Below are 20,545 nucleotides of genomic sequence, written 5' to 3' on the forward strand. Positions count from 1 at the left end.
AATAAATTATGAAGATAGCAATCATAGGAGCAGGAAATTTGGGATTGGCAATAGCCAAAGGCGTCTTACATAGCAATGGAGCCACCACCATGTACCTGACCAAAAGGAATACGTCTGAAATCAAAGATTTTGAAAAGTATGGCAACGTTACCGTAACTACGGACAATCGTGAAGCGGTGCAAAAGTCGGATACACTAATTTTTGCAGTGCAACCAGGTCATTTCGCTTCGATTTTGGAACAAGTAAAGGACTTATTGACAGAAAATCATGTGATTATCAGTGCCATAACCGGTTTTAGCATTTCGAAAATTGAAGATATTATCGGTCACGACAAATACATTATCCGAAGTATGCCCAATACGGCCATTTCCGTTGGGAATTCAATGACCTGTATGTGTAGCAATGAACTGGGTAAAAAACGGGTTGATCTGGCCAAGGCCATTTTTAATCGAATGGGGCACACTATGGAAATTCCTGAAGAACAAATGCAAGCAGCCACTGTAATTTGTGCCAGTGGTATCGCTTTTTGGATGCGCCTGATTCGTGCCACCACGCAAGGAGCCATCCAACTGGGTTTTGATGCCAAGGAAGCCCAAGAGTTGGCCATGCACACCTGCAATGGCGCCGCAAGCTTACTTATTGATTCCGGTAGCCATCCTGAAGAAGAAATAGATCGTGTTACAACACCAAAGGGCTGTACCATTGAAGGATTGAATGAAATGGAACATCAAGGACTGAGTTCTTCCTTGATTCAGGGAATTGTCGCTTCGTTTGAAAAGATAAGTGCGATTCGAAAAGGATAAAAAACAATTATGAAACTATTTGATGTGTATCCATTATACGACGTAACTCCGGTCTCTGCCAAGGGCATAGAGGTTTTGGATGATAAAGGTGAAAAATACCTCGATTTTTATGGGGGCCATGCCGTTATTTCCATTGGTCATTCGCACCCACATTATGTAAATCGACTTAAAAATCAGTTGGAGCAAATTGGATTTTACAGCAACTCCGTTCAAAATCCATTGCAGCACCAATTGGCTGAAAAACTGGGAACGCTTTCCAATTGTCCCGATTATAATCTTTTTCTCTGTAATTCCGGAGCCGAAGCCAATGAAAATGCCCTGAAGATGGCATCTTTTCATACGGGAAAATCTAAAGTTATAGCATTCAGCAACGGATTTCATGGGCGTACATCCGCCGCGGTGGCTACTACCGACAATCCAAAGATAAATGCCCCCATCAACAAGCAACAGGAGGTAAACTTTTTGCCCTTAAACGATTTTGAAGCTTTTGAAAAAACCATCAATTCAGATGACTATTGCGCTGTTATTTTAGAGAGCATTCAAGGAGTTGGTGGTTTGGATGAACCCACCACCGAATTTTACCAATTTGTTGCTGAAAAATGCAAATTGAACAAGGTAGTATTGATTGCGGATGAGGTGCAATGCGGTTTTGGTAGAAGTGGTAAATTCTTCGCTTTTCAGCACCATGGTATTCAACCGGATATCATTTCAATTGCAAAAGGAATGGGGAATGGTTTTCCAGTAGGCGGAATTTTAATCCACGAATCCATAAAGGCGTCTTTTGGACTTTTGGGTACCACCTTTGGAGGCAATCATTTGGCTTGTGTGGCCACCTTGGCTGTTTTGGAGGTTATGGAAGCGGAAAATCTAATTCAAAATGCAGATGAACTTGGTGTTTATTTCAAAGCAAAAGCAGCTGAGATTCCACAAGTGAAAAAAATTAAGGGAAGAGGTTTAATGCTGGGATTGGAATTTGATTTTGAAGTTGCCGAATTGCGAAAAAAAATGATTTTCAACCAGAAATTGTTTACAGGCGGTGCAAAGGATAAATATGTCCTTCGGATTTTACCTGCCTTGAACATTACGAAAGATCATATTGATCTATTTTTTGAAGCACTAAAAGCAGAATTGGGATGAGTTTGATATTATCAACAGAAAAAAGAAATGCGGTTCTAGCTACCATGTCACAATTGGTAAAGTTGGAACAATCCAAAATTCTAGATGCTAATCAAAAAGATTTGGAAGCATACAAGGGAGAGGATTTGGCCATGCGAGATCGCCTAAAAGTTGATGTTTCCAAAATTGAGGGAATGATACTTTCCTTAAATCAGCTTGAAACGGAGCAAGACCCTTTAGGTATTGAGCGATTTCAATTTACCCATGACAATGGCATCAAGGTCAGTAATAAAACGGCACCTTTTGGTACGATTCTGATTATTTATGAATCTAGACCCGATGTGACCATCGAAGCAGCCGGAATCGCATTCAAATCAGGAAATAAGATTCTATTAAAAGGCGGGAAAGAATCCTTGAACAGTAATCTCATATTGGTTGATTTGTGGCATCAAGCTCTGGAAACTCATGACTGCTCAAAGGATTGGGTAAGCTATTTACAATTTGACCGAGCGCAGACCCAAAGTTTTTTGGAAAACCCGACCCAAAAAATTGATTTGATAGTTCCCAGAGGTGGTGAAAAACTAATTGCATTTGTAAAACAACATGCTATCTGCCCGGTAATTGTAAGTGGTAGAGGGAATAACTTTGTGTACGTGGATGCCGAAGCCGATTTGGAAATGGCTTTGGATATCATCAACAACGCGAAAACAACAAAAATATCTGCTTGCAACGCCTTGGACAAGGTGTTGATTGCTGCCGATTTGCCAAGAAAACAGCAATTTCTTAAACATTTGATTCAAGAACTTCAAAAAAGTAAGGTTGAAATTCTTACGGATACATCGCTTTCCAGTTTGGGGGAAACCTCTGAAATTAGGGATGAATCGGTTTGGTATGAAGAGTTTTTGGATTATAAAATTGTTCTTGGACAGGTTACTGATCTGACCGAGGCCATAACTAAAATAAACAAGTACAGTGGAGGACATTCGGCTGCAATAATCACCTCAAATGATGAAAAGGCATCAACCTTTATGCAATCGGTGGATTCTGCGGCAGTGTATCATAATGCTTCCACCCGATTTACAGATGGAGGTCAATTTGGGCTTGGTGGTGAGCTCGCCATAAGTACGGACAAATTACACCAGAGAGGACCTATTGGGTTGCAGCATTTGGTGAGCAATAAATGGTACGTAATGGGTAATGGCCAAACTAGATGATATGAAAAAGAAACGAATATTATTAAAAATAGGCTCCAATACCCTTACCAAGGAAACCAACCATATTTCAAGAGGTAAGGTTGAGGATATCGGTAGGCAGATTGCACATTTGTCTTCGGAATATGAATTTATCATTGTTAGCTCGGGGGCCATTGCCGCTGCCAAACAGTTTGTAAAACTGGAACATCCCGGTCCAGAAATCAATGTGAAACAAGCACTGGCCGCAATTGGACAACCTCACCTTATGCGCATTTTCCAGGAAAATTTTAGGGAGTTGGGCTTACTTACGTCCCAATGTTTGTTGTCGTATTCCGATTTTGAGAATTCCGACGCCAAAGCGAATATCAAGAATACCATCAATGTGCTTGTGGCGAATGATTTCATTCCCATAATCAATGAAAATGATACGGTGGCCACCGATGAAATCCAGTTTGGTGATAACGATAAGTTAGCGGCTTTGACCGCAGCCCTTTTAGAGGTTGATTTGCTTTTGATCGCTACCAATACCAATGGAATCTATACCAAGGAATCATTGCTTAAAAATCAACCTGAGACGATTGACTCTGTAGATGATTTAAAAAATCTATCCAGTGAAATAAACAATGGCAAATCCTCGCATGGAACGGGTGGAATGCAATCAAAAATAGAGGCGGCCACCATTGCCAAGGCGGCAGGTATTGAGACCTGGATTGTAAATGGATTAAAGGAAAACTTTATTCAGGATGCCCTGCAAAATTCCGTAAACTACACCAAAATCAAATGATGAAACACTACCTCTCCATACACGATGCCGATGATTTGACCCAATGGGTAGATGAGGCAATAGCCTTGAAGAAAGAACCAAAAAAATACAAATCCTTAGGCGCAGACAAAACCATATGTTTGTTGTTCTTCAATAACTCCCTTAGGACCCGTTTAAGTACCCAAAAGGCAGCCATGAATTTGGGAATGGATGTTATGGTCATGAATTTCGGGAACGAAGGCTGGGCCTTGGAATATGGTGATGGAACCATTATGGGTGAGGGAAAATCGGAACATATCAAGGAAGCGGCACAGGTGGTTTCCCAATATTGCGATATTGTGGCCATCAGGGCATTCGCCAAATTGCAAGACAAAATAAAGGATGAAGCCGAGGAAGTACTGGAGGGATTTACCCAATATGCATCCATACCCGTTGTGAATATGGAAAGTTCTGTTGCACACCCACTTCAGGCTCTTGCAGATGCCATCACATTGGAAGAAAACAATGCTAAACCAAAACCAAAGGTTGTGCTGTCTTGGGCACCACATCCCAAGGCTTTACCGCATGCTGTTGCCAATTCCTTTGTAAAAATGATGAAGCTCCAGAATGCGGAATTTGTCATTACCCACCCAGAAGGTTATGAGCTTGATTCAAGGATTACGGAAGGATGCAGGATTGAACACAATCAGAAAAAAGCATTGGAAAATGCCGATTTTGTTTATGTGAAAAACTGGAGCAGTTATTCCGATTATGGGGAAGTGATACATCAAAATACGGATTGGATGATGACAGCAGAAAAATTGGATAAGGCCAAGTTTATGCATTGTCTGCCCGTACGAAGAAATATGGTGGTGGAAGATGCCGTTCTGGATGGAAACCAGTCCTTGGTGATAGAACAAGCCAATAACAGGACGTTTTCGGCGCAAATTGTATTGAAAAAAATATTGGAGACTATTAAATAATTATGTCATATCGAACGTAGGTGAGATATCTCATCCATGCAGATTCGAAATGATCACACACAAAATGAAACAGAGATTATCCATAGTAAAAATTGGAGGAAACATCATTGAGGATGAACAGCAGCTTTCCCATGTGCTGGAATTATTCTCAAAGGTGGAAGGGCATAAACTATTGGTGCATGGAGGTGGAAAAAAGGCAACTGAAATAGGCAATAAACTGGGTATTGAAGCCAAGATGACCAATGGCCGAAGAATTACGGATGCTGAAAGTCTAGATGTGGCTATAATGGTTTATGGCGGATTGGTGAACAAAAATATTGTTGCCCAACTTCAATCCTTTGATTGCAACGCAATTGGAATGAGCGGAGCCGATGGCAATTCCATAAAAGCACACAAGAGACCTGTAAAAGAGGTTGATTTTGGTTTTGTTGGTGATGTTGAAGCTGTAAACGCAAAAAATATTTCAAACCTGCTAAATGCCCATTTCACTCCAGTTTTTTGTGCCTTGACCCATGATGGAAAAGGACAGTTGTTCAATACCAATGCAGATACGATTGCTGCTGAATTGGCCATTGGCATGTCAACCGAATTTGAAACGACCCTCTATTATTGTTTTGAAAAGAAAGGAGTCTTGCGTAGTGTAGCAGATGAAAACTCGGTTATTGCACATATCGATTCTAAAAAATATAATCAACTTTTACAGCAAGGCATTATTGCTGACGGAATGCTTCCGAAAATGCACAATTGCTACCATGCGCTCAACAACAATGTAAAACAAGTATGTATTGGAGACAGTACTATGCTTGAAAATTCATCCTCAAATTTTACCACCCTGACACTATGACAATACATCAAGATATATTGACCCAAAAAGCGATTGAACTACTGCAACAATTGATTGCTATTCCATCATTTTCAGGGGAAGAGGATAAAACCGGAGATGCTATCCAAAAATGGCTAAACGATTTTGACGTTAAAACGGAAAGACAATACAACAACGTATATGCTTTCAACAAACATTTTGATGAAAACAAGCCTACACTGCTGTTGAATTCCCATCATGATACGGTAAAACCAAATTCGGCCTATACCAAAGATCCCTTTAATCCACATATTGAAGATGGTAAGTTATATGGCTTGGGCAGCAACGATGCAGGAGGCTGTTTGGTTTCCCTTTTGGCAACTTTTGTCCATTTTTACGAGCGAGAAAACCTAAACCACAATATTATTATGGCCGCTACCGCCGAAGAAGAAGACGCCGGAGAAAAAAGTATACGGGCACTCTTGCCCATTCTCCCTAATATTGATGTGGCCATTGTGGGTGAGCCCACGTTATTGGATTTAGCCATTGCAGAAAAAGGCTTGGTGGTTTTTGATGCCGTTGTGGAGGGAACCCCTTCGCATGCCGCGCATCCAAATGATAACAACTCCATTTATAATAGTATTGAAGTACTGAACTGGTTTAAAGATTATTCTTTTGAAAAGGTTTCAGATGCTTTGGGTGAGGTAAAATTGACTGTAACCCAAATCTCTGCTGGAAATCAGCATAATGTGGTTCCCGCACAGGTGGATCTAGTAGTTGATGTTCGGGTGAACGATTGCTATTCCAATCAAGAAATTGCAGATATTTTGCAAAACGAAGCTCCCTGCAAACTAACGCCACGTTCTTTACGGTTAAATTCATCATCCATTGATCCAGACCATGATTTGGTAAAAAGCGGACTGGCATTGGGTCGAAAAACATACGGTTCCCCAACACTTTCGGATCAGGCGGCATTAAGCTGTCAATCCGTAAAATTGGGTCCAGGTGACAGTACCCGTTCCCATTCTGCCAATGAATTTATTCATGTACACGAAATAGAAGAAGGAATTGATTTATATATAAAAATTTTAAAAGGGTTTTTAACGCGTTAAAATGTCTGGAAAAACGAACTTATCGGAGCTACTCTCAGAAATGAATCCGCAATTGCATGAAGGCGATTATGTTTTTGTTTCTGTAAGTGATTCATTTTCCATCAATTTGCATGATGTGTTGGCAAGTTTTAGGGAACAGGAAGGTGTTACACTTGTGTTGGAAAAGCAAAAGGCAGATCAATTATCCTTGAAGTACGATTATGTTGCTTCGTGGATAACCCTTAACGTACATTCGTCATTGGAAGCTGTGGGGCTTACCGCTGCTGTTTCCAAAGTACTGGCGGAAAATGAAATTAGCTGTAATGTTGTAGCGGCTTATTATCATGACCATATTTTTGTGGATAAACAAAATGGTAAAAAAGCAATTGACGTATTAAAACAATTGTCAAAAATGAATTAATATAGACTTATGAAACTCTGGGACAAAGGCTTCAGCACAGATAAAAAAATAGACCACTTTACCGTTGGCAATGACAGGGAATTGGATTTGCTCTTGGCCAAGTACGATGTTATTGCTTCCAAAGCGCATGCCAAAATGTTGGGTAAGGTCGGGTTGATCAGTGCGGACGAATCAAATGTTTTGGTACAGGAGTTGGATGCCATTGCCGAAACCATAGCGGCCGGAAATTTTACCATTGAAGACGCTTTTGAGGACATGCACTCTAAAATTGAATTTCTGCTTATTGAAAAGCTGGGCGATACCGGAAAGAAAATCCATACGGCCCGATCCCGAAATGATCAGGTGTTAGTGGCCATGCAGCTGTACCTTAAAAATGAGCTTTCAGAAATTAAAAGCGAGGTCAAAACCCTTTTTGATTTGTTGTTGGATTTAGCCGAAAAACACAAATCTGTTTTGCTCCCCGGTTATACACATCTTCAGATTGCGATGCCCTCCTCGTTTGGTCTCTGGTTTTCAGCCTATGCCGAAAGTTTGATAGATGATCTTTATTTTGTTGATGCCGCTTATAAAATAGCTGATCAAAATCCGTTGGGAAGTGCTGCAGGCTATGGCAGTTCTTTCCCTATTGACCGAAGTTTTACCACAAAGGAAATGGGTTTTGAAACCCTAAAATACAATGTGGTGGCTGCCCAAATGGGAAGGGGAAAGGTTGAAAAGGCTACAGCATTTGGAATTTCGAGTATTGCAGGCACACTTTCTAAATTGGCCATGGATATTTGCCTGTATATGAGCCAGAATTTTGATTTTATCTCTTTTCCTGATGAATTGACCACGGGCAGTAGCATTATGCCCCACAAAAAAAACCCTGATGTTTTTGAACTGATACGGGGAAAATGCAATAAGATTCAAGCCGTACCCAATCAGTTGACCTTGATCACCAACAATCTGCCCAGTGGTTATCACCGGGATTTACAATTGGTAAAAGAAGTGATTGTGCCAGCAATTCAAGATATAAAGGCTTGTCTGGAGTTAATGCATTTCAGTCTTAAGGAAATCAAGGTAAATACTGAGATTCTGGATGACACCAAATACGATTATCTGTTTAGTGTGGATACCTTAAATGAGTTGGTCACCAATGGAATGCCCTTTAGGGATGCCTATAAAAAAATGGGTACGGAAATTGAAGCAGGCACCTTTACGCCCAAACGGGATATTGAACATTCCCATGAAGGCAGTTTAGGGAATTTGTGTTTGGAAGGGATACAAAAGAAAATGAATCGGGGATTGGATTCATAAAAAATGTACTCCGCAAAACCATCAGATAATTCCATCAATTAGGAGTGGATTTTTTGGGTGAAATTTCCGAACTTCACTTATCGGACGATATAGTTCATTAAAACGAACGATATCTTAAACGTTACCACATATTTTGAAAAGAAAAGTTCTAATCATATTCATAACCCTGATTATCTGTGGGATTGGCTTTGTGATTTATTCAAACAAAAAAATTGAGGGAGTTTGGATAAATCATTACAACACAAGTGTTTCGACCGACTATTTTTCTCCAGGTCGTGACGTACTGAAAATAAAAAATCAAACTTTTCATTCCTATAATCATCAGGCAAATGGTGGACTTATAAAAGAAAAGTATTTCCTTATTGGTAAATCTCTAAGACTATGGCCAAAGGATTCAACAGATTATACATTACCAAAGGTATTTGTTAATCGGGACAGTCTGTTTTTCGAATTTTATAACGAGCATAGAAGGATTTACAAAAAAATTCCAGATTCATTGAAAAACAATTCATATTTCAAATTGGATTTTACCAACAAAGCCTTTCGATTGGAGTCTGAAAAAGGTATTGACACAAACTATTTTGACTCGAAGTTAACGTATTATCGCCGAAAGGACCATCCACATATTGATTGGTATACTGGAGGCTGGGAAACTGTCTCTATTGACAACTATGACTTTTTATTATTGGCAGACGCAACACCAGTTATTATAAAGGAAAATAATGGGAATGTTTTACTATATGTTCTCGATGAAAAGAATAAATTACTGAAAATAAAGCTAGTTGAAATTCAACTGGACAGTACGGACTTAAAAAGCTTAGCACGACACAAAAAATATTATGTTGACCGTTAAAAACATGTGGTAACACGGTGTATAATTAATTGCGGGCGGATTTCCCAAAATGGAAATCCTTGCAATCAATTATCTTTAAGTCACAGCGGACATTTTCCGTTGGAGAAGTCCGCAACTAATCATACACAAACCGATAAGTGTCATTGTATTTTCTTTGGCCACTTAGTAACTTTAATTTAGGATGAGACATACCGCCATATATTTATTTTATGTGCTGTATTAGACGAGTTTTAGACTTCCGTAAATTTAAGGCTTTGGATGAGTGTATCTCTGGGGTATTCTAATGGTCTCTCTCGTAAGATTTATAATATTCTTCCAAGGTCATGTTGTGGGATTCAAAATGCTTCAATGTTGCGGTTATTTTTTGGATATGATCTATTCTAAATACCCTAAAAGCTTTTCGAAGACGGCAGTAGGCAATCAATAACCAGTTTTCTTGGGTACTGTATAATGCAAAGGGTTCTATATTTCTTATACTATGTTTATTGTCGATAGATAGGTACTCCATATGCAAAACCTCAAAATTGGTAATGGCAGCTTGGATACGCATGAGGTAATTACTGGTCTTTTGATTGGAATAGTTGTTGCTAAAGTAGATGCGTTCCGTAAGCAAACTGGCCTTATCTTTTTGTGAGCCTTTTAAAAGGGCCTTTATTTTTACGATGGCTTCAGAATAGTTCTGTACAAAAGAGGCATCCTTGTTTTTAAGAATCAATTGTTCTGCTGTAATCAGCGCATTGGCTTCATCTTCCGTAAACATTACAGGTGGTAGTTTGTAACCTTCCATCATGGAATACCCCTTGCCTTCTTCCGTAACGATTGGGACTCCGGATTTTTCAAGGGTGCGTATATCCCTGTATATAGTTCTTATGCTTACAGTGTGTTTGTTTGCAAGTTGTGTGGCCGTTACAATTCTCGAGGATTGTAATTGGGTAAGAATGGCGGTAAGTCTTGCAAGTCGTGGTTTTTCCTCCATATTAAATTAGCATTGTGCTAGTATAAAAGTATAAACTATGAAGAGAAGATTATCGATTAGTAGGTTAATTTGGAATAGCGGATTGCCATCCTTCACTAAGTTGTGCAGATAAGTTTTGAATTATTTCATCATACTCTTTATTACTGGCAACATTAATTGTTTCGTGTGGGTCGTTTTCTGAATCATAGAGTTCTTCTCCCTTAAATTCCCCTCTCACCCCCGTTTTTTCATTCCAATCATACCAAGCTATGTAATGGTATTTTTTAGTGTTTATGGAATATCCCATATATCTTTTACCATCCGCTGATACTCTTGGCCTTCTATGAAATTGACTAAAGGCCGCTTTTTTCCATATACGTTTTGGATTTTCAAGCAAGGGCACAAAACTGGTTCCCTGCATATATTCGGGAATTTCAATGCCAGCCAACTCGCAAAGCGAGGGAAACATATCGATTAACTCCGTAATTTCAAAGGTTTGTGCCCCTTTGTTTTCTTGTTCTGGATAACGGATAATCATGGGCACTTTTAAATCGATATTGTAGTTGGTCATTTTGCCCCAACTATTATGGTCGCCCAATTTCCAGCCATGATCTCCCCAAAGAATGATGATGGTGTTTTTATAGATTCCAATTTTTTTCATGTGCGAAAAAAGGTCTCCCAAAAGCGCATCTACATAACTCACACTTGCATAATATCCCTGCCGTAATGTTCGAATGGTATCTTGACTCATTCTATAGGAGGACGTAGGGTGTCCAATGTGGTTAAAACCGTCGTAGTGTCTTAACTCATACATAGAATTCATTGTATGTAATGGAGCACCGTCAGGAATCTCGGGGTTTGAGGCCAGCGGTATCTTCATGGGGTCGTATAGGTCCCAATATTTTTTGGGCACCGCAAACGGGAGATGGGGTCTAAAATAACCAAGGCCCATATAAAATGGCTTGTCCATTTTTGCTAAACGGCTTAAGGTCTGTTTTGCGAGTTTGGTCTGGGCGCCATCATAGTACATGGTATCATGGACATCTGCCGCTTCCCATGCGGGTCCAGTATTCCATCCATCGGCATATCTGATAGGCCTTAATTTTAATAAGGAATCTCTTTTTATTGCCTGTGATTTATTGACTTCTTCACTAATATAAAATGTTTCGCCATCCCTATTAATCCAATCGGGTTTTAGGTAGCGTGATGGGCGCAGGTCAGGCTCATCCCAAGAAATGGAATCGGGCATATAATTGTGAAAAATTTTACCAAGGTTTACGGTATAGTATCCAAATTTTGAAAAGTATTGCGGCATTGTAACTGCATGGGGATCGATTTCTCGGAATTTGTCTCCCAAATGCCAAACTCTGGTAGAGTCCGGTCTTAACCCCGTCATTAAACTTGCTCTTGATGGTGCGCAAACTGCAACTTGGGTAAAAGTTCGCCTGAAAGTCATGCCTTCAGAGGCCAACTGATCCATATTTGGAGTAATTGCCACCGAGTCTCCATAAGCACCCAGAGTAGGGCGAAGGTCATCTATGGATAGGAATAAGATATTTGGTCTAAGTTGCTCCTTTTCTGAATCTTTACAGCTCAGGAATGTTATAAATACAATTAGGATAACTCTAAAAAAGGTAAGACTTTTTCTCATGGACACTGTGTTAAGGTGAAGTTATTGAAAATAATAACTTTTGCCATTTTTTGGATGGACAAAAACCCAAGTGAAGTCATTAAGAATAAAAAAATACTAAGCTTTAGCAGTCAGTGATTTAAAGAATACAAATCCAAACCCCAAGAATAACATTAAATGAAAAGGAAAAAGTCCATAATCATTTAAAGGCACTGCACTGTACATTCCAAATAAGAAATAGACCATAAGTGCAAATTCCAAAATCATATTTGGGGATAGTTTTTTGGCCAGGTATTTATTGCCCTTCCAACTATCTGTAAGATTGTTGATGTTGAATTTAGGTGTACGTACAAACTCACTTCGTTTACCCATATGACCCTCCAATACTGCAACCGTGTTGTGCAATGAAAATCCTAGGGCAACGGAGAAAAAGGTAAAAAAGAGTTTGATGTAATCCACAAAATTATCAAAACCACTACCCTGTATGCTTTTATAGGTGAACCAGTAACAAACAAAGAGAATAATGGTACTGACTATAAAGAAGCTGGTAACCTCAAAAATCCAACCTAAATGGCCGTACATATTCTTAATATATAACATGGGAATACTAAGTAGCGCAACAATAAAAACACATAAGAACATTGAACTGTTCAACAAATGCATTACGCCATGAAATTTTGTTTTAAATGGAATGTTTTTGGCAGTGATCACACTCCAAACAGTTTTCCGGAAGTTTTCCGCACCGCCCTTATTCCAACGGAATTGCTGTGAACGTGCAGCACTGATTACTACAGGAAGTTCTGCAGGAGTCTCTACATCTTCCAAATATTTGAATTTCCAATTTTTCAGTTGGGCCCTATAGCTTAAATCCAAATCTTCGGTAAGCGTGTCACCTTCCCAGTTGCCTGCATCCAGAATACATTCTTTTCTCCAGATACCTGCTGTACCATTAAAATTGATAAAGTGTCCCTTTGAGTTTCTCCCTACCTGCTCCAAGGTAAAATGTGCATCCAAAGCAAATGCTTGAATTCTTGTAAGCGTGGAGTAATCTCTATTAATATGCCCCCATCGGGTTTGGACAACACCTATTTCTTGATCCTTGAAATATGGAACCGTCTTTTTCAACCAATCGCTTTCAGGAAGGAAATCAGCATCAAAAATAGCTACAAACTCTCCTTTTGCTATTTCCAGACCTTCTTTAAGAGCACCGGCTTTATAACCTTGTCTGTTTTCTCGGCGAATATGCGTTATATCCAGTCCGGTTTTTTGAAGTTCTTTTATCCTTTCCGCTGTTTCAATAACAGTATCGTCCGTAGAATCGTCCAAAACCTGAATTTCCAGTTTACTTTTGGGATATTCTATCTTGGAAATATTTTCCAAAAGGCGTTCCATTACATATTCCTCATTATAAATGGGAAGTTGAATTGTGACAGAAGGAATTTCTTTGGGATCTAATAGGTTGAATTTTGGGGCTTCTTCATTTCGTTTTTTATAGCCCAGATAATTTATCAAAAGATTTAATTGAGCCAAGCTATAGCAGAATATTAAAATTAAGGCTGTAGTGTAAATAGCGATGATGATAAAAGCGATAGTTAGTCCCATATTATTTTATACTGTATTTAAAAATCCAACCTAAGATTTTTATGCCTGCAAATATAGTACCTTTTACTGTACCAGAGACTTTTGAAATACCAATTCGCCTTTTATAACGTACTGGTACTTCGGCATATGTCATTTTTTTTCGCAAAACTTTAAGCTGCATTTCCACAGTCCATCCATAAGTTTTATCCTGCATTTCCAATTCTTTGAGCTTTTCGTATTTAATGGCCCTAAAAGGACCTAAATCCGTAAACTTTGCCCTAAAAAACAAACGCATTAAAAATGTTGCCAATTGGTTTCCAAAAACTTGTTGTGGAGTCATGGAACCCGGTTCTCGAAGCGATTTTTTTCTTGCTCCGACCACAAAATCAATGTCATTTTCTAAAATTGGGGCTACTATCTTATCCAATTCCTCTGGATAGTCTGAATAGTCTCCGTCAATAAATACGATAATATCCGGTGTTTTGGATTGTTTGGCCACATAATCTATTCCTTTGAGGCAGGCAAACCCATAGCCACGTTGATTTTCGGTTAAAACTGTTGCGCCAGCTTTTTCTGCATTCTCTAAAGTATTGTCTGTTGACCCATTGTTGACCACAATAATTTCTGAAACAGACTTGGGGAGTTCCGATACCACTTTTCCAATGGAATCTGCTTCATTTACTGCGGGAATGATGACTTTAATATCTGGCATTGGCATTATTTCAAATCGGACAGTTTGTTTTCCTTTTTAAAACCGCTAAAGCTAAACCATTCTTTTATTTTTTTCCCATTTTTATATTTTTCGGCAGATGTTAACTCTTCATCCATGTATTTAAGGCAATACCCATTTTTTACGCCATTCTCCAATTGACATTTGTGGTTTATTTTTTCATTTTCATCGTAGAAAAGCCACCAGTTTACTTTTTTTCCGTTTTCAAAATGACCTTCCATTTTCAACTTTCCTGTTTCCGTATGAAAATACCAATACCCCGTACGATTATTCATTTTATAATGCCCTTGTTCCTTAATATTTTTATTTGGGAAGTAATATTTCCAGAACTCTTCCTTGGAATCGCCCACCTTCCAGCCTTGAGCTTTTAAGGCGCCACCATCATAATATTCCCGATGATATGTTTTATCGGTATCAATAAGAAAAAGTAGCAGAAACAATAGGCTGAAACGAAGCATATTATTTTTTGTTCACTAAGGTCATTAAATCCACATCATTGCCCAACAGTACTTGATTGCTATCTATTCTACCTTGTAACGGGCCATTTTCCAGTTTCAATACTCCTCTTGGACATACAGCAGAACAAATACCGCAGCCTACACAACTGGAACGAACTATATTTTCGCCTTTTTGGGCATATGCACGAACATCAATACCCATTTCACAATATGTGGAGCAGTTACCGCATGAGATACATTGCCCTCCGTTTGTGGTAATCCTGAATTTTGAAAACAATCGTTGTTGAAAACCTAAAATCGCCGCCATTGGACAACCAAAACGACACCAAACACGGTTTCCAAAAATGGGATAGAAACCTGTGCCTATAACACCTGAGAAAATACTTCCGATTAAGAAAGAATATGATTTACGGAGTGTTTCTGATTTGAACAAAAATACTTGGCCTTCACCACTAAAAAAATGGAAACCAATTAAAGCAAGGATAATAACCAAATAACCAACGGCTCCATATTTTGCATCTTTTTGAAACTGTTCTCTTTTAAAAATCATTACCAGGGTAAAAACGGAGGTCAATAGAACGCCTACCCCAATTAAGAAAGTACTCTTGGTCAACCAATATTTGCTGGTATCATTGCCTAAATAGGAATAAATAACAGCTGTTGTCATCAAGGTCACAAAAACAACAACACTATGTACTACCCAACGCTCAATCTTCCATGCTTTTACCGTTTTATCACTAAGTTGTCTAAAAGAATCGCCGGCGGTTTCAGCCAAGCCACCACAACCACAAACCCAAGAACAGTACCAGCGTTTACCGTATTTGTACGTTAAGATTGGACTGATTACAAAAACGGAAAGAATTCCAAAAATCAATAGAGCAAAACCAATATCACCTGAGCTTAAAAAGCCTTTAATGCGGTATCCTTCAAAATTATAATAATTCAAAGGCCACATATTTTTAAGGTCATAATAAGGCAAGCTACCACCATTTAAGACTGAACTTCCATTCAATCTGGCCATGAGTTCTGGGATTATAAATGCAAATGCAGTTTGAAAGAACATCACACTCATTGTACGGATTCTTTCATATCTATTATGACGATACTTCCAGATAAACTTAATTCCAAAAGCAAGTATAGCAACTGTATATAGCGTTCCATAAACAAACCATTGACTGGCAGGGTTGCCACTTAAAGCCCTACTCAAAGGATCAAAAAGCCCAATAACTCCTGTGTTGTTCCCTTTCTGAACAAGTCCCAAATATTCCGGGAAGAAGTAAAGAATTATATAAAATGAAGTAAGCGAAATACCGGCTATCCATCCCCAAAAACCTTTACTTGAAATAGATTTAAACCAAACACCATCGTTTTTAATTCCCGGCTCTTTTTGTGAATACATATCCCAAGAAAACCACAGAATTCCTATTGTTATGGAAGCCAATGAAATGCTTAGCCATATTGATTTGTTTGGAAAGTCGACATTGAAAGCGGTCAACAAGATTATTGCTAGACCGAACAAACCAATTAGGGTTGCTATTTTCTGATTTCTATTTAATTCCTTTGGTGGCTGACCCGTTAAGGCCATGCTTCTATCGTAAGTGCTCATTTTGGTCTAGTTAATTTGAAAGATTCTTTTTAAACTTTTCTTTTTCAGTGCAATGGATTTACCAAAGTCCGAATTGTATTTTGAGACAACCTCTTGCTCATAATGCTTATAGAATTCGGGGTCAAAATTTGCATCTGATAGATGTTCAATAACATAATCAACGTCGCGTTTTTCAGTCAGCCATCTATCAAAAATTTCATGGCGCATCCGAATTCCAAAAGTGTTAATACCCAAGAATCGATTATTTTCTTTGTTGAACGCTATAGTGATGCATATTTTTTCACTGGAATGCCTCCAGTGAAAATGCTCCTCGTAGTCTTTTTTTCCTCTTTCTGAAAATACCCAACCATAGGTTTGATATTCAATATCCAAGAATTTTGCAGAATTGAACCAGTGACCTGGCTTGTATTCTAGTTTGTTTCCACAAATGGTCTGCGCTACTGTTTCGCCCATCATTCGTCCGGTATACCAAACGGCTTCAATGGGTCTTCGGTTTCCAATGGCCTCATGCTGTTCTGCACAATCGCCAATGGCATAAATGTCTTTGATGTTTGTTTCTAAAAATCGATTTACCTTAATACCACGGCCCAACTCAATCCCAGAATCTTTAAGAAAATCAATATTGGGAGTTACACCCGCGGTGAGTCCAACCATATCACAGGGAAGTTCTTCCCCAGTTTCGGCAATGATAACCGATTTAACACTACCGTTTTCATCCGAAACAATTTCCTTTAAATTGGTTCCCAGGCGTAAATCAATATGGTGTTCCAAAATATGTTCATTAATCATTTTTGATTCTCCACTTGGGAGGACCCCGTTCCAAAAGCTATTCTCTCTAACCAAAAATGTTACTGGAATATCCCTGCTTCGTAACATTTCTGCTAGTTCTATGCCGATAAGCCCACCTCCAACAATTACAGCTCTTTTACAAACATCTTTATTGGGTGCATTAACTTCCAATAAATCTAAATCTTGCTTTGAGTATAGTCCTTGTACTCCATGTAAATCTTGACCGGGCCATCCAAATTTGTTGGGTTTTGATCCTGTAGCTAATATCAATTTATCATATTGTAGAGCCCTAGATCCATCTAAAAGAAGTTGCTTTTTTTCGGTATCCACATGGTTTACATAGGCTCGCACAAGTTCAATATTGTTTTTCTCCCAAAACCAATTTTCATAGGGTTGAATATGGTCAAATTTCATATGCCCCATATATACATACATGAGCGCAGTACGTGAAAAGAAATAATCAGTTTCTGCGGAAACAATAATGATTCTTTTGTCGGAAAGTTTTCGAATATGTCTTGCTGCCGAGATGCCTGCAATTCCATTTCCGATAATTACAATGTTTTCCATAGAATTTTATTGGTTGTTAGAGGTGTGTCGTCCTTAAATATAAGAACTTAACGGTGACCCATAATTTAGAAAGAATTTAAATTCCCAAGACTCTGTAAGGTAGTGGGCTTAAACTCGAACGGCTAATACATTGATTTTTAAAATCTTAAATAAATCATAAAAAACCGTAAAACGTGTATGTTGTTAAAATTGACTTCGACATAAGTTCCAGTTTTAATCAACTTAAAGATTCAAAACATGAATTATAGAAAAACACTAATCACTTTTTTATGCTTCAGCATTTCTGGTTTAGGATTTGCGCAGAGCACTTCAACATTTTTTACCAAAACAGATATATTCCTTACTACTTATGTAAAGGATGGCAGAGTGGCGTACAAGGATATTAAGAATAATCCAGCAAGCTTAAATGAGCTATTGGAAATGGCAAAAGGAATTTCAGTCTCTGTTAACGATGCCAAAACCTATCAGGCATTTTGGATTAATGGCTACAATTTGTCGGTTATTAAAGGAATTATTGAAAACTATCCCATAAAATCCCCATTGGATAAAGCCGGTTTTTTTGACAAGATCACATATGAAATTGGTGGCAAAAAAATCACCTTAAACGATATTGAAAACAAATTACTAAGAGCAAACTTTCCCAAGGAAGCTAGATTTCATTTTGTTTTGGTTTGCGCAGGTCTTGGCTGTCCCCCAATAATAGATAAAGCTTATCTGCCAGACACTTTGGAGTCGCAATTACAGAGGCAGACGGAATTAGCCCTTAACGACTCCAATTTTATTCAAATCAAAGGAAAAAAAGTAAACCTATCCCAAATTTTTGAGTGGTATACGAATGATTTCACACAAGATGGAAAGAGTTTAGTGGATTTTGTGAACCAATACAGAAAAGAAAAAATTGATATTAAAACCAAGGTTGGGTATTACCCTTATGATTGGACTTTAAACGAAACCAAATAAAAATATTTTAAGAAACAACTATCATGAAACAATTTAAGAATACCATAGCAATTGCAACACTATTTTTTGCTTCAATTACCTTGTCTGCACAAGATGACGACCAAGGAGGAAGTAATATCCAGAATCTAACACCTTCTAAATTAATTGGTAAGGGCCAATGGGATGTTAAATTATTTAATAATCTGTATACCCAAGATGATAGTACTTTTGAGTCTGAGAAGGGAATCCGACAAAATTTCTTTACGTCAACTCTGGAGGTTTTTACGGGAGTATCGGATACACGAAGGGTTAATCTAGGGTTAATCGCAGAATATCGGGCAAACGGCAGGGATTTTCTTCAGGATGATGGAAGCTTTGAACGAAGAAACACCTCAGGACTCACTTCAATTGCACCATCCATTAAATTTGTTCCCTTTGAGAATGTAGGTAATTTTTCAATCTTAAGTTCTCTATCCATTCCCTTGGTCAGTAATGAAAATGATGAAGATACAGGAGTATTCCTGGACCAAAAAGGATTCACCTGGCAAAATCGTTTCTTTTATGATTACACTTTTCCGGGTAAAAAATGGCAATTATTTACTGAACTAAATACAGAATTGAATTTTGGGGATAAGGAAGAAAGTTTTGCCAATAATAGTTTAAATCTTGTTCCAGGAGTGTTTCTGAGTTATTTTCCAAGTTCAAAATTTACAGTTTTAGTTTTGGCGCAACATAACCAACGGTTAGATTTAGGGAACAACTTTACCCAAAACTTCACGGCACTGGGTGGTGGCGCCAAATATCAACTTACCAATGAATTGAACGTGGAAGTGCTTTACACAAACTTCGTTAGGGGAGAAAACACGGGTCTTGGACAAACATTTAACATAGGATTGCGGGCAGTATTGTAGTTCTAACAACATAAAAAACTATTTTAGGAGTCTTAATTTTTTAACTATGAAAGGATTAGGGCTCTTTTTTTTATGTCTACTCCAGATTTCGTGCAACAGCCAAAAGGCTGAAAAAATAAATGGGGTGAGCTTTGTTGGTTCACGAGAAGAGGTGACCCAGACCAATGTAGATCCCGTTTTGAATGTTGCTGCAAATTACGCTGCCGTAATGCCCTTCGGATTTGCTAGAACATTGAATTCGCCTAACGTTATTTTTAATACAGATAGGCAATGGTATGGAGAAACTAGACGAGGTGCCAAACAATACATTGAACTTTTACAAAAGAATGGGGTTAAAATCATGTTGAAACCCCAAATTTGGATTTGGAAAGGAGAGTTTACCGGTGATATGACCATGGAATCTGAAGAAGATTGGAAAACTTTGGAGGAAACTTACAGTGATTTCATTTTAACCTACGCAAAACTTGCGGAAGAAACCAAGGTTGAGATCTATTGTATTGGTACCGAACTGGAGGAGTTTGTAAAGAACAGACCGCAGTATTGGAAAGATTTGGTAGATAAAGTGAGGAATGTTTTTAGCGGAAAGCTTACATATGCGGCAAATTGGGACGAATACACAAGAACCCCTTTTTGGGAAAAATTGGATTATATAGGGGTTGATGCCTATTTTCCTTTGTCTGAAGAAAGCCATCCATCCTTGGAGCAAATGAAGTTGGGTTGGCAGCCCTGGAAATCAAAGTTGTTGGCAATTTCAGAAGCTAAGGACAAACCTGTTCTTTTTACGGAGTTTGGCTATAGAAGTATGGATTATACGGCAAAAAAACCATGGCTAGTAGACCGTAATGAGATGGATGTAAACCTAAAGGCACAGGCAGATGCTACCCAGGCCATATTTGATGAATTTTGGAAAGAAAAATGGTTTGCGGGGGGCTTTGTTTGGAAATGGTTTATACACCATACCAAATCAGGGGGAGAAAAGGACAATCGGTTTACACCCCAAAACAAACCTGCAGAATCTGTAATTCAAAAACATTACGTAAGCTTCAACAATCCTAATCCATAATCTAGCACACGCAATT

At 38.5% G+C, this 20,545-nt stretch carries 20 protein-coding genes; 13 read left to right on the top strand and 7 right to left on the bottom strand.

Annotated elements, in window-relative coordinates; genetic code table 11:
• Positions 1-8: 8 nt before the first annotated feature.
• The 10 genes from proC (at position 9) to AAY42_RS14880 (ending at position 9,300) form a co-directional block, all read left to right on the top strand.
• Entirely contained in the window at positions 9-803 is a 795-nt protein-coding gene (gene proC / locus AAY42_RS14835; protein WP_055396613.1) for a pyrroline-5-carboxylate reductase, read from the top strand.
• Positions 804-812: 9 nt separating this feature from the next.
• A complete protein-coding gene (locus AAY42_RS14840; protein WP_055396615.1) occupies positions 813-1,940 on the top strand; it encodes an aspartate aminotransferase family protein in 1,128 nt (375 codons plus the stop codon).
• A complete protein-coding gene (locus tag AAY42_RS14845) occupies positions 1,937-3,133 on the top strand; it encodes a glutamate-5-semialdehyde dehydrogenase (protein WP_055396617.1) in 1,197 nt (398 codons plus the stop codon). The genes AAY42_RS14840 and AAY42_RS14845 overlap by 4 nt, the downstream gene beginning before the upstream one ends.
• 1 nt (position 3,134) lies before the next feature.
• A complete protein-coding gene (gene proB / locus AAY42_RS14850) occupies positions 3,135-3,896 on the top strand; it encodes a glutamate 5-kinase (protein ID WP_055397961.1) in 762 nt (253 codons plus the stop codon).
• Positions 3,896-4,837, top strand: a complete 942-nt coding sequence (locus AAY42_RS14855) for a Rossmann-fold NAD(P)-binding domain-containing protein (RefSeq protein ID WP_055396619.1) — start codon at positions 3,896-3,898, stop codon at positions 4,835-4,837. The genes proB and AAY42_RS14855 overlap by 1 nt, the downstream gene beginning before the upstream one ends.
• A 64-nt stretch (positions 4,838-4,901) precedes the next feature.
• Positions 4,902-5,681, top strand: coding sequence for an acetylglutamate kinase (argB, locus tag AAY42_RS14860; protein WP_055396621.1), 780 nt, complete (start codon positions 4,902-4,904; stop codon positions 5,679-5,681).
• Positions 5,678-6,751: a M20 family metallo-hydrolase gene (locus AAY42_RS14865; protein WP_175288775.1), complete on the top strand. Its 1,074-nt coding sequence runs from the start codon at positions 5,678-5,680 to the stop codon at positions 6,749-6,751. Before argB ends, AAY42_RS14865 begins: the two co-directional genes overlap by 4 nt.
• 1 nt (position 6,752) lies before the next feature.
• Positions 6,753-7,151, top strand: a complete 399-nt coding sequence (locus AAY42_RS14870) for an ACT domain-containing protein (protein ID WP_055396623.1) — start codon at positions 6,753-6,755, stop codon at positions 7,149-7,151.
• A gap of 9 nt (positions 7,152-7,160) precedes the next feature.
• A complete protein-coding gene (gene argH, locus AAY42_RS14875; RefSeq protein ID WP_055396625.1) occupies positions 7,161-8,447 on the top strand; it encodes an argininosuccinate lyase in 1,287 nt (428 codons plus the stop codon).
• 133 nt (positions 8,448-8,580) lie between these two features.
• A complete protein-coding gene (locus tag AAY42_RS14880) occupies positions 8,581-9,300 on the top strand; it encodes a hypothetical protein (RefSeq protein WP_055396627.1) in 720 nt (239 codons plus the stop codon).
• A 280-nt stretch (positions 9,301-9,580) separates the two neighbouring features.
• Here AAY42_RS14880 and AAY42_RS14885 read toward each other — a convergent pair whose 3' ends face one another.
• The 7 genes from AAY42_RS14885 to AAY42_RS14915 form a co-directional block, all read right to left on the bottom strand.
• On the bottom strand, positions 9,581-10,276 hold the full coding sequence (locus tag AAY42_RS14885) for a helix-turn-helix transcriptional regulator (RefSeq protein ID WP_055396629.1): 696 nt from the start codon (positions 10,274-10,276) through the stop codon (positions 9,581-9,583).
• 64 nt (positions 10,277-10,340) lie between these two features.
• Positions 10,341-11,906, bottom strand: coding sequence for a sulfatase (locus tag AAY42_RS14890; protein WP_055396631.1), 1,566 nt, complete (start codon positions 11,904-11,906; stop codon positions 10,341-10,343).
• A 96-nt stretch (positions 11,907-12,002) separates the two neighbouring features.
• The gene (locus AAY42_RS14895; RefSeq protein ID WP_055396633.1) at positions 12,003-13,487 is read right to left on the bottom strand and encodes a cellulose synthase family protein; all 1,485 of its coding nucleotides are present in this window, start codon (positions 13,485-13,487) and stop codon (positions 12,003-12,005) included.
• 1 nt (position 13,488) lies between these two features.
• Positions 13,489-14,178, bottom strand: coding sequence for a glycosyltransferase family 2 protein (locus AAY42_RS14900; protein WP_055397965.1), 690 nt, complete (start codon positions 14,176-14,178; stop codon positions 13,489-13,491).
• Between the two features lie 5 nt (positions 14,179-14,183).
• Positions 14,184-14,654, bottom strand: coding sequence for a toxin-antitoxin system YwqK family antitoxin (locus tag AAY42_RS14905; protein ID WP_055396635.1), 471 nt, complete (start codon positions 14,652-14,654; stop codon positions 14,184-14,186).
• Position 14,655: 1 nt separating this feature from the next.
• The gene (locus AAY42_RS14910) at positions 14,656-16,260 is read right to left on the bottom strand and encodes a 4Fe-4S binding protein (RefSeq protein WP_055396636.1); all 1,605 of its coding nucleotides are present in this window, start codon (positions 16,258-16,260) and stop codon (positions 14,656-14,658) included.
• Positions 16,261-16,266: 6 nt separating this feature from the next.
• A complete protein-coding gene (locus tag AAY42_RS14915) occupies positions 16,267-17,616 on the bottom strand; it encodes an NAD(P)/FAD-dependent oxidoreductase (protein WP_055396639.1) in 1,350 nt (449 codons plus the stop codon).
• A gap of 237 nt (positions 17,617-17,853) precedes the next feature.
• Between AAY42_RS14915 and AAY42_RS14920 the strand changes: the two genes are divergently transcribed.
• The 3 genes from AAY42_RS14920 to AAY42_RS14930 are packed head-to-tail and all read left to right on the top strand — an operon-like array spanning position 17,854 to position 20,529.
• Positions 17,854-18,576: a DUF547 domain-containing protein gene (locus tag AAY42_RS14920; RefSeq protein ID WP_055396641.1), complete on the top strand. Its 723-nt coding sequence runs from the start codon at positions 17,854-17,856 to the stop codon at positions 18,574-18,576.
• Positions 18,577-18,599: 23 nt separating this feature from the next.
• Positions 18,600-19,466 carry a hypothetical protein gene (locus tag AAY42_RS14925; protein WP_055396643.1) on the top strand — a complete coding sequence of 289 codons (867 nt, stop codon included), beginning with the start codon at positions 18,600-18,602 and terminating at the stop codon, positions 19,464-19,466.
• 46 nt (positions 19,467-19,512) lie between these two features.
• Positions 19,513-20,529, top strand: coding sequence for a glycoside hydrolase family 113 (locus tag AAY42_RS14930; protein WP_055396645.1), 1,017 nt, complete (start codon positions 19,513-19,515; stop codon positions 20,527-20,529).
• Positions 20,530-20,545 lie beyond the last annotated feature (16 nt).

The organism is Flagellimonas eckloniae, from assembly GCF_001413955.1.
Classification (GTDB): Bacteria; Bacteroidota; Bacteroidia; order Flavobacteriales; family Flavobacteriaceae; genus Flagellimonas; species Flagellimonas eckloniae.

Excerpts from the sequence above, each read along its gene's own strand:
- proC (WP_055396613.1), top strand. The coding sequence starts at position 9 with ATGAAGATAGCAATCATAGGAGCAGGAAATTTGGGATTGGCAATAGCC.
- AAY42_RS14840 (WP_055396615.1), top strand. The coding sequence starts at position 813 with ATGAAACTATTTGATGTGTATCCATTATACGACGTAACTCCGGTCTCT.
- AAY42_RS14845 (WP_055396617.1), top strand. The coding sequence starts at position 1,937 with ATGAGTTTGATATTATCAACAGAAAAAAGAAATGCGGTTCTAGCTACC.
- proB (WP_055397961.1), top strand. The coding sequence starts at position 3,135 with ATGAAAAAGAAACGAATATTATTAAAAATAGGCTCCAATACCCTTACC.
- AAY42_RS14855 (WP_055396619.1), top strand. The coding sequence starts at position 3,896 with ATGAAACACTACCTCTCCATACACGATGCCGATGATTTGACCCAATGG.
- argB (WP_055396621.1), top strand. The coding sequence starts at position 4,902 with ATGAAACAGAGATTATCCATAGTAAAAATTGGAGGAAACATCATTGAG.
- AAY42_RS14865 (WP_175288775.1), top strand. The coding sequence starts at position 5,678 with ATGACAATACATCAAGATATATTGACCCAAAAAGCGATTGAACTACTG.
- AAY42_RS14870 (WP_055396623.1), top strand. The coding sequence starts at position 6,753 with ATGTCTGGAAAAACGAACTTATCGGAGCTACTCTCAGAAATGAATCCG.
- argH (WP_055396625.1), top strand. The coding sequence starts at position 7,161 with ATGAAACTCTGGGACAAAGGCTTCAGCACAGATAAAAAAATAGACCAC.
- AAY42_RS14885 (WP_055396629.1), bottom strand. The coding sequence starts at position 10,276 with ATGGAGGAAAAACCACGACTTGCAAGACTTACCGCCATTCTTACCCAA.
- AAY42_RS14890 (WP_055396631.1), bottom strand. The coding sequence starts at position 11,906 with ATGAGAAAAAGTCTTACCTTTTTTAGAGTTATCCTAATTGTATTTATA.
- AAY42_RS14895 (WP_055396633.1), bottom strand. The coding sequence starts at position 13,487 with ATGGGACTAACTATCGCTTTTATCATCATCGCTATTTACACTACAGCC.
- AAY42_RS14900 (WP_055397965.1), bottom strand. The coding sequence starts at position 14,178 with ATGCCAGATATTAAAGTCATCATTCCCGCAGTAAATGAAGCAGATTCC.
- AAY42_RS14905 (WP_055396635.1), bottom strand. The coding sequence starts at position 14,654 with ATGCTTCGTTTCAGCCTATTGTTTCTGCTACTTTTTCTTATTGATACC.
- AAY42_RS14910 (WP_055396636.1), bottom strand. The coding sequence starts at position 16,260 with ATGAGCACTTACGATAGAAGCATGGCCTTAACGGGTCAGCCACCAAAG.
- AAY42_RS14915 (WP_055396639.1), bottom strand. The coding sequence starts at position 17,616 with ATGGAAAACATTGTAATTATCGGAAATGGAATTGCAGGCATCTCGGCA.
- AAY42_RS14920 (WP_055396641.1), top strand. The coding sequence starts at position 17,854 with ATGAATTATAGAAAAACACTAATCACTTTTTTATGCTTCAGCATTTCT.
- AAY42_RS14925 (WP_055396643.1), top strand. The coding sequence starts at position 18,600 with ATGAAACAATTTAAGAATACCATAGCAATTGCAACACTATTTTTTGCT.
- AAY42_RS14930 (WP_055396645.1), top strand. The coding sequence starts at position 19,513 with ATGAAAGGATTAGGGCTCTTTTTTTTATGTCTACTCCAGATTTCGTGC.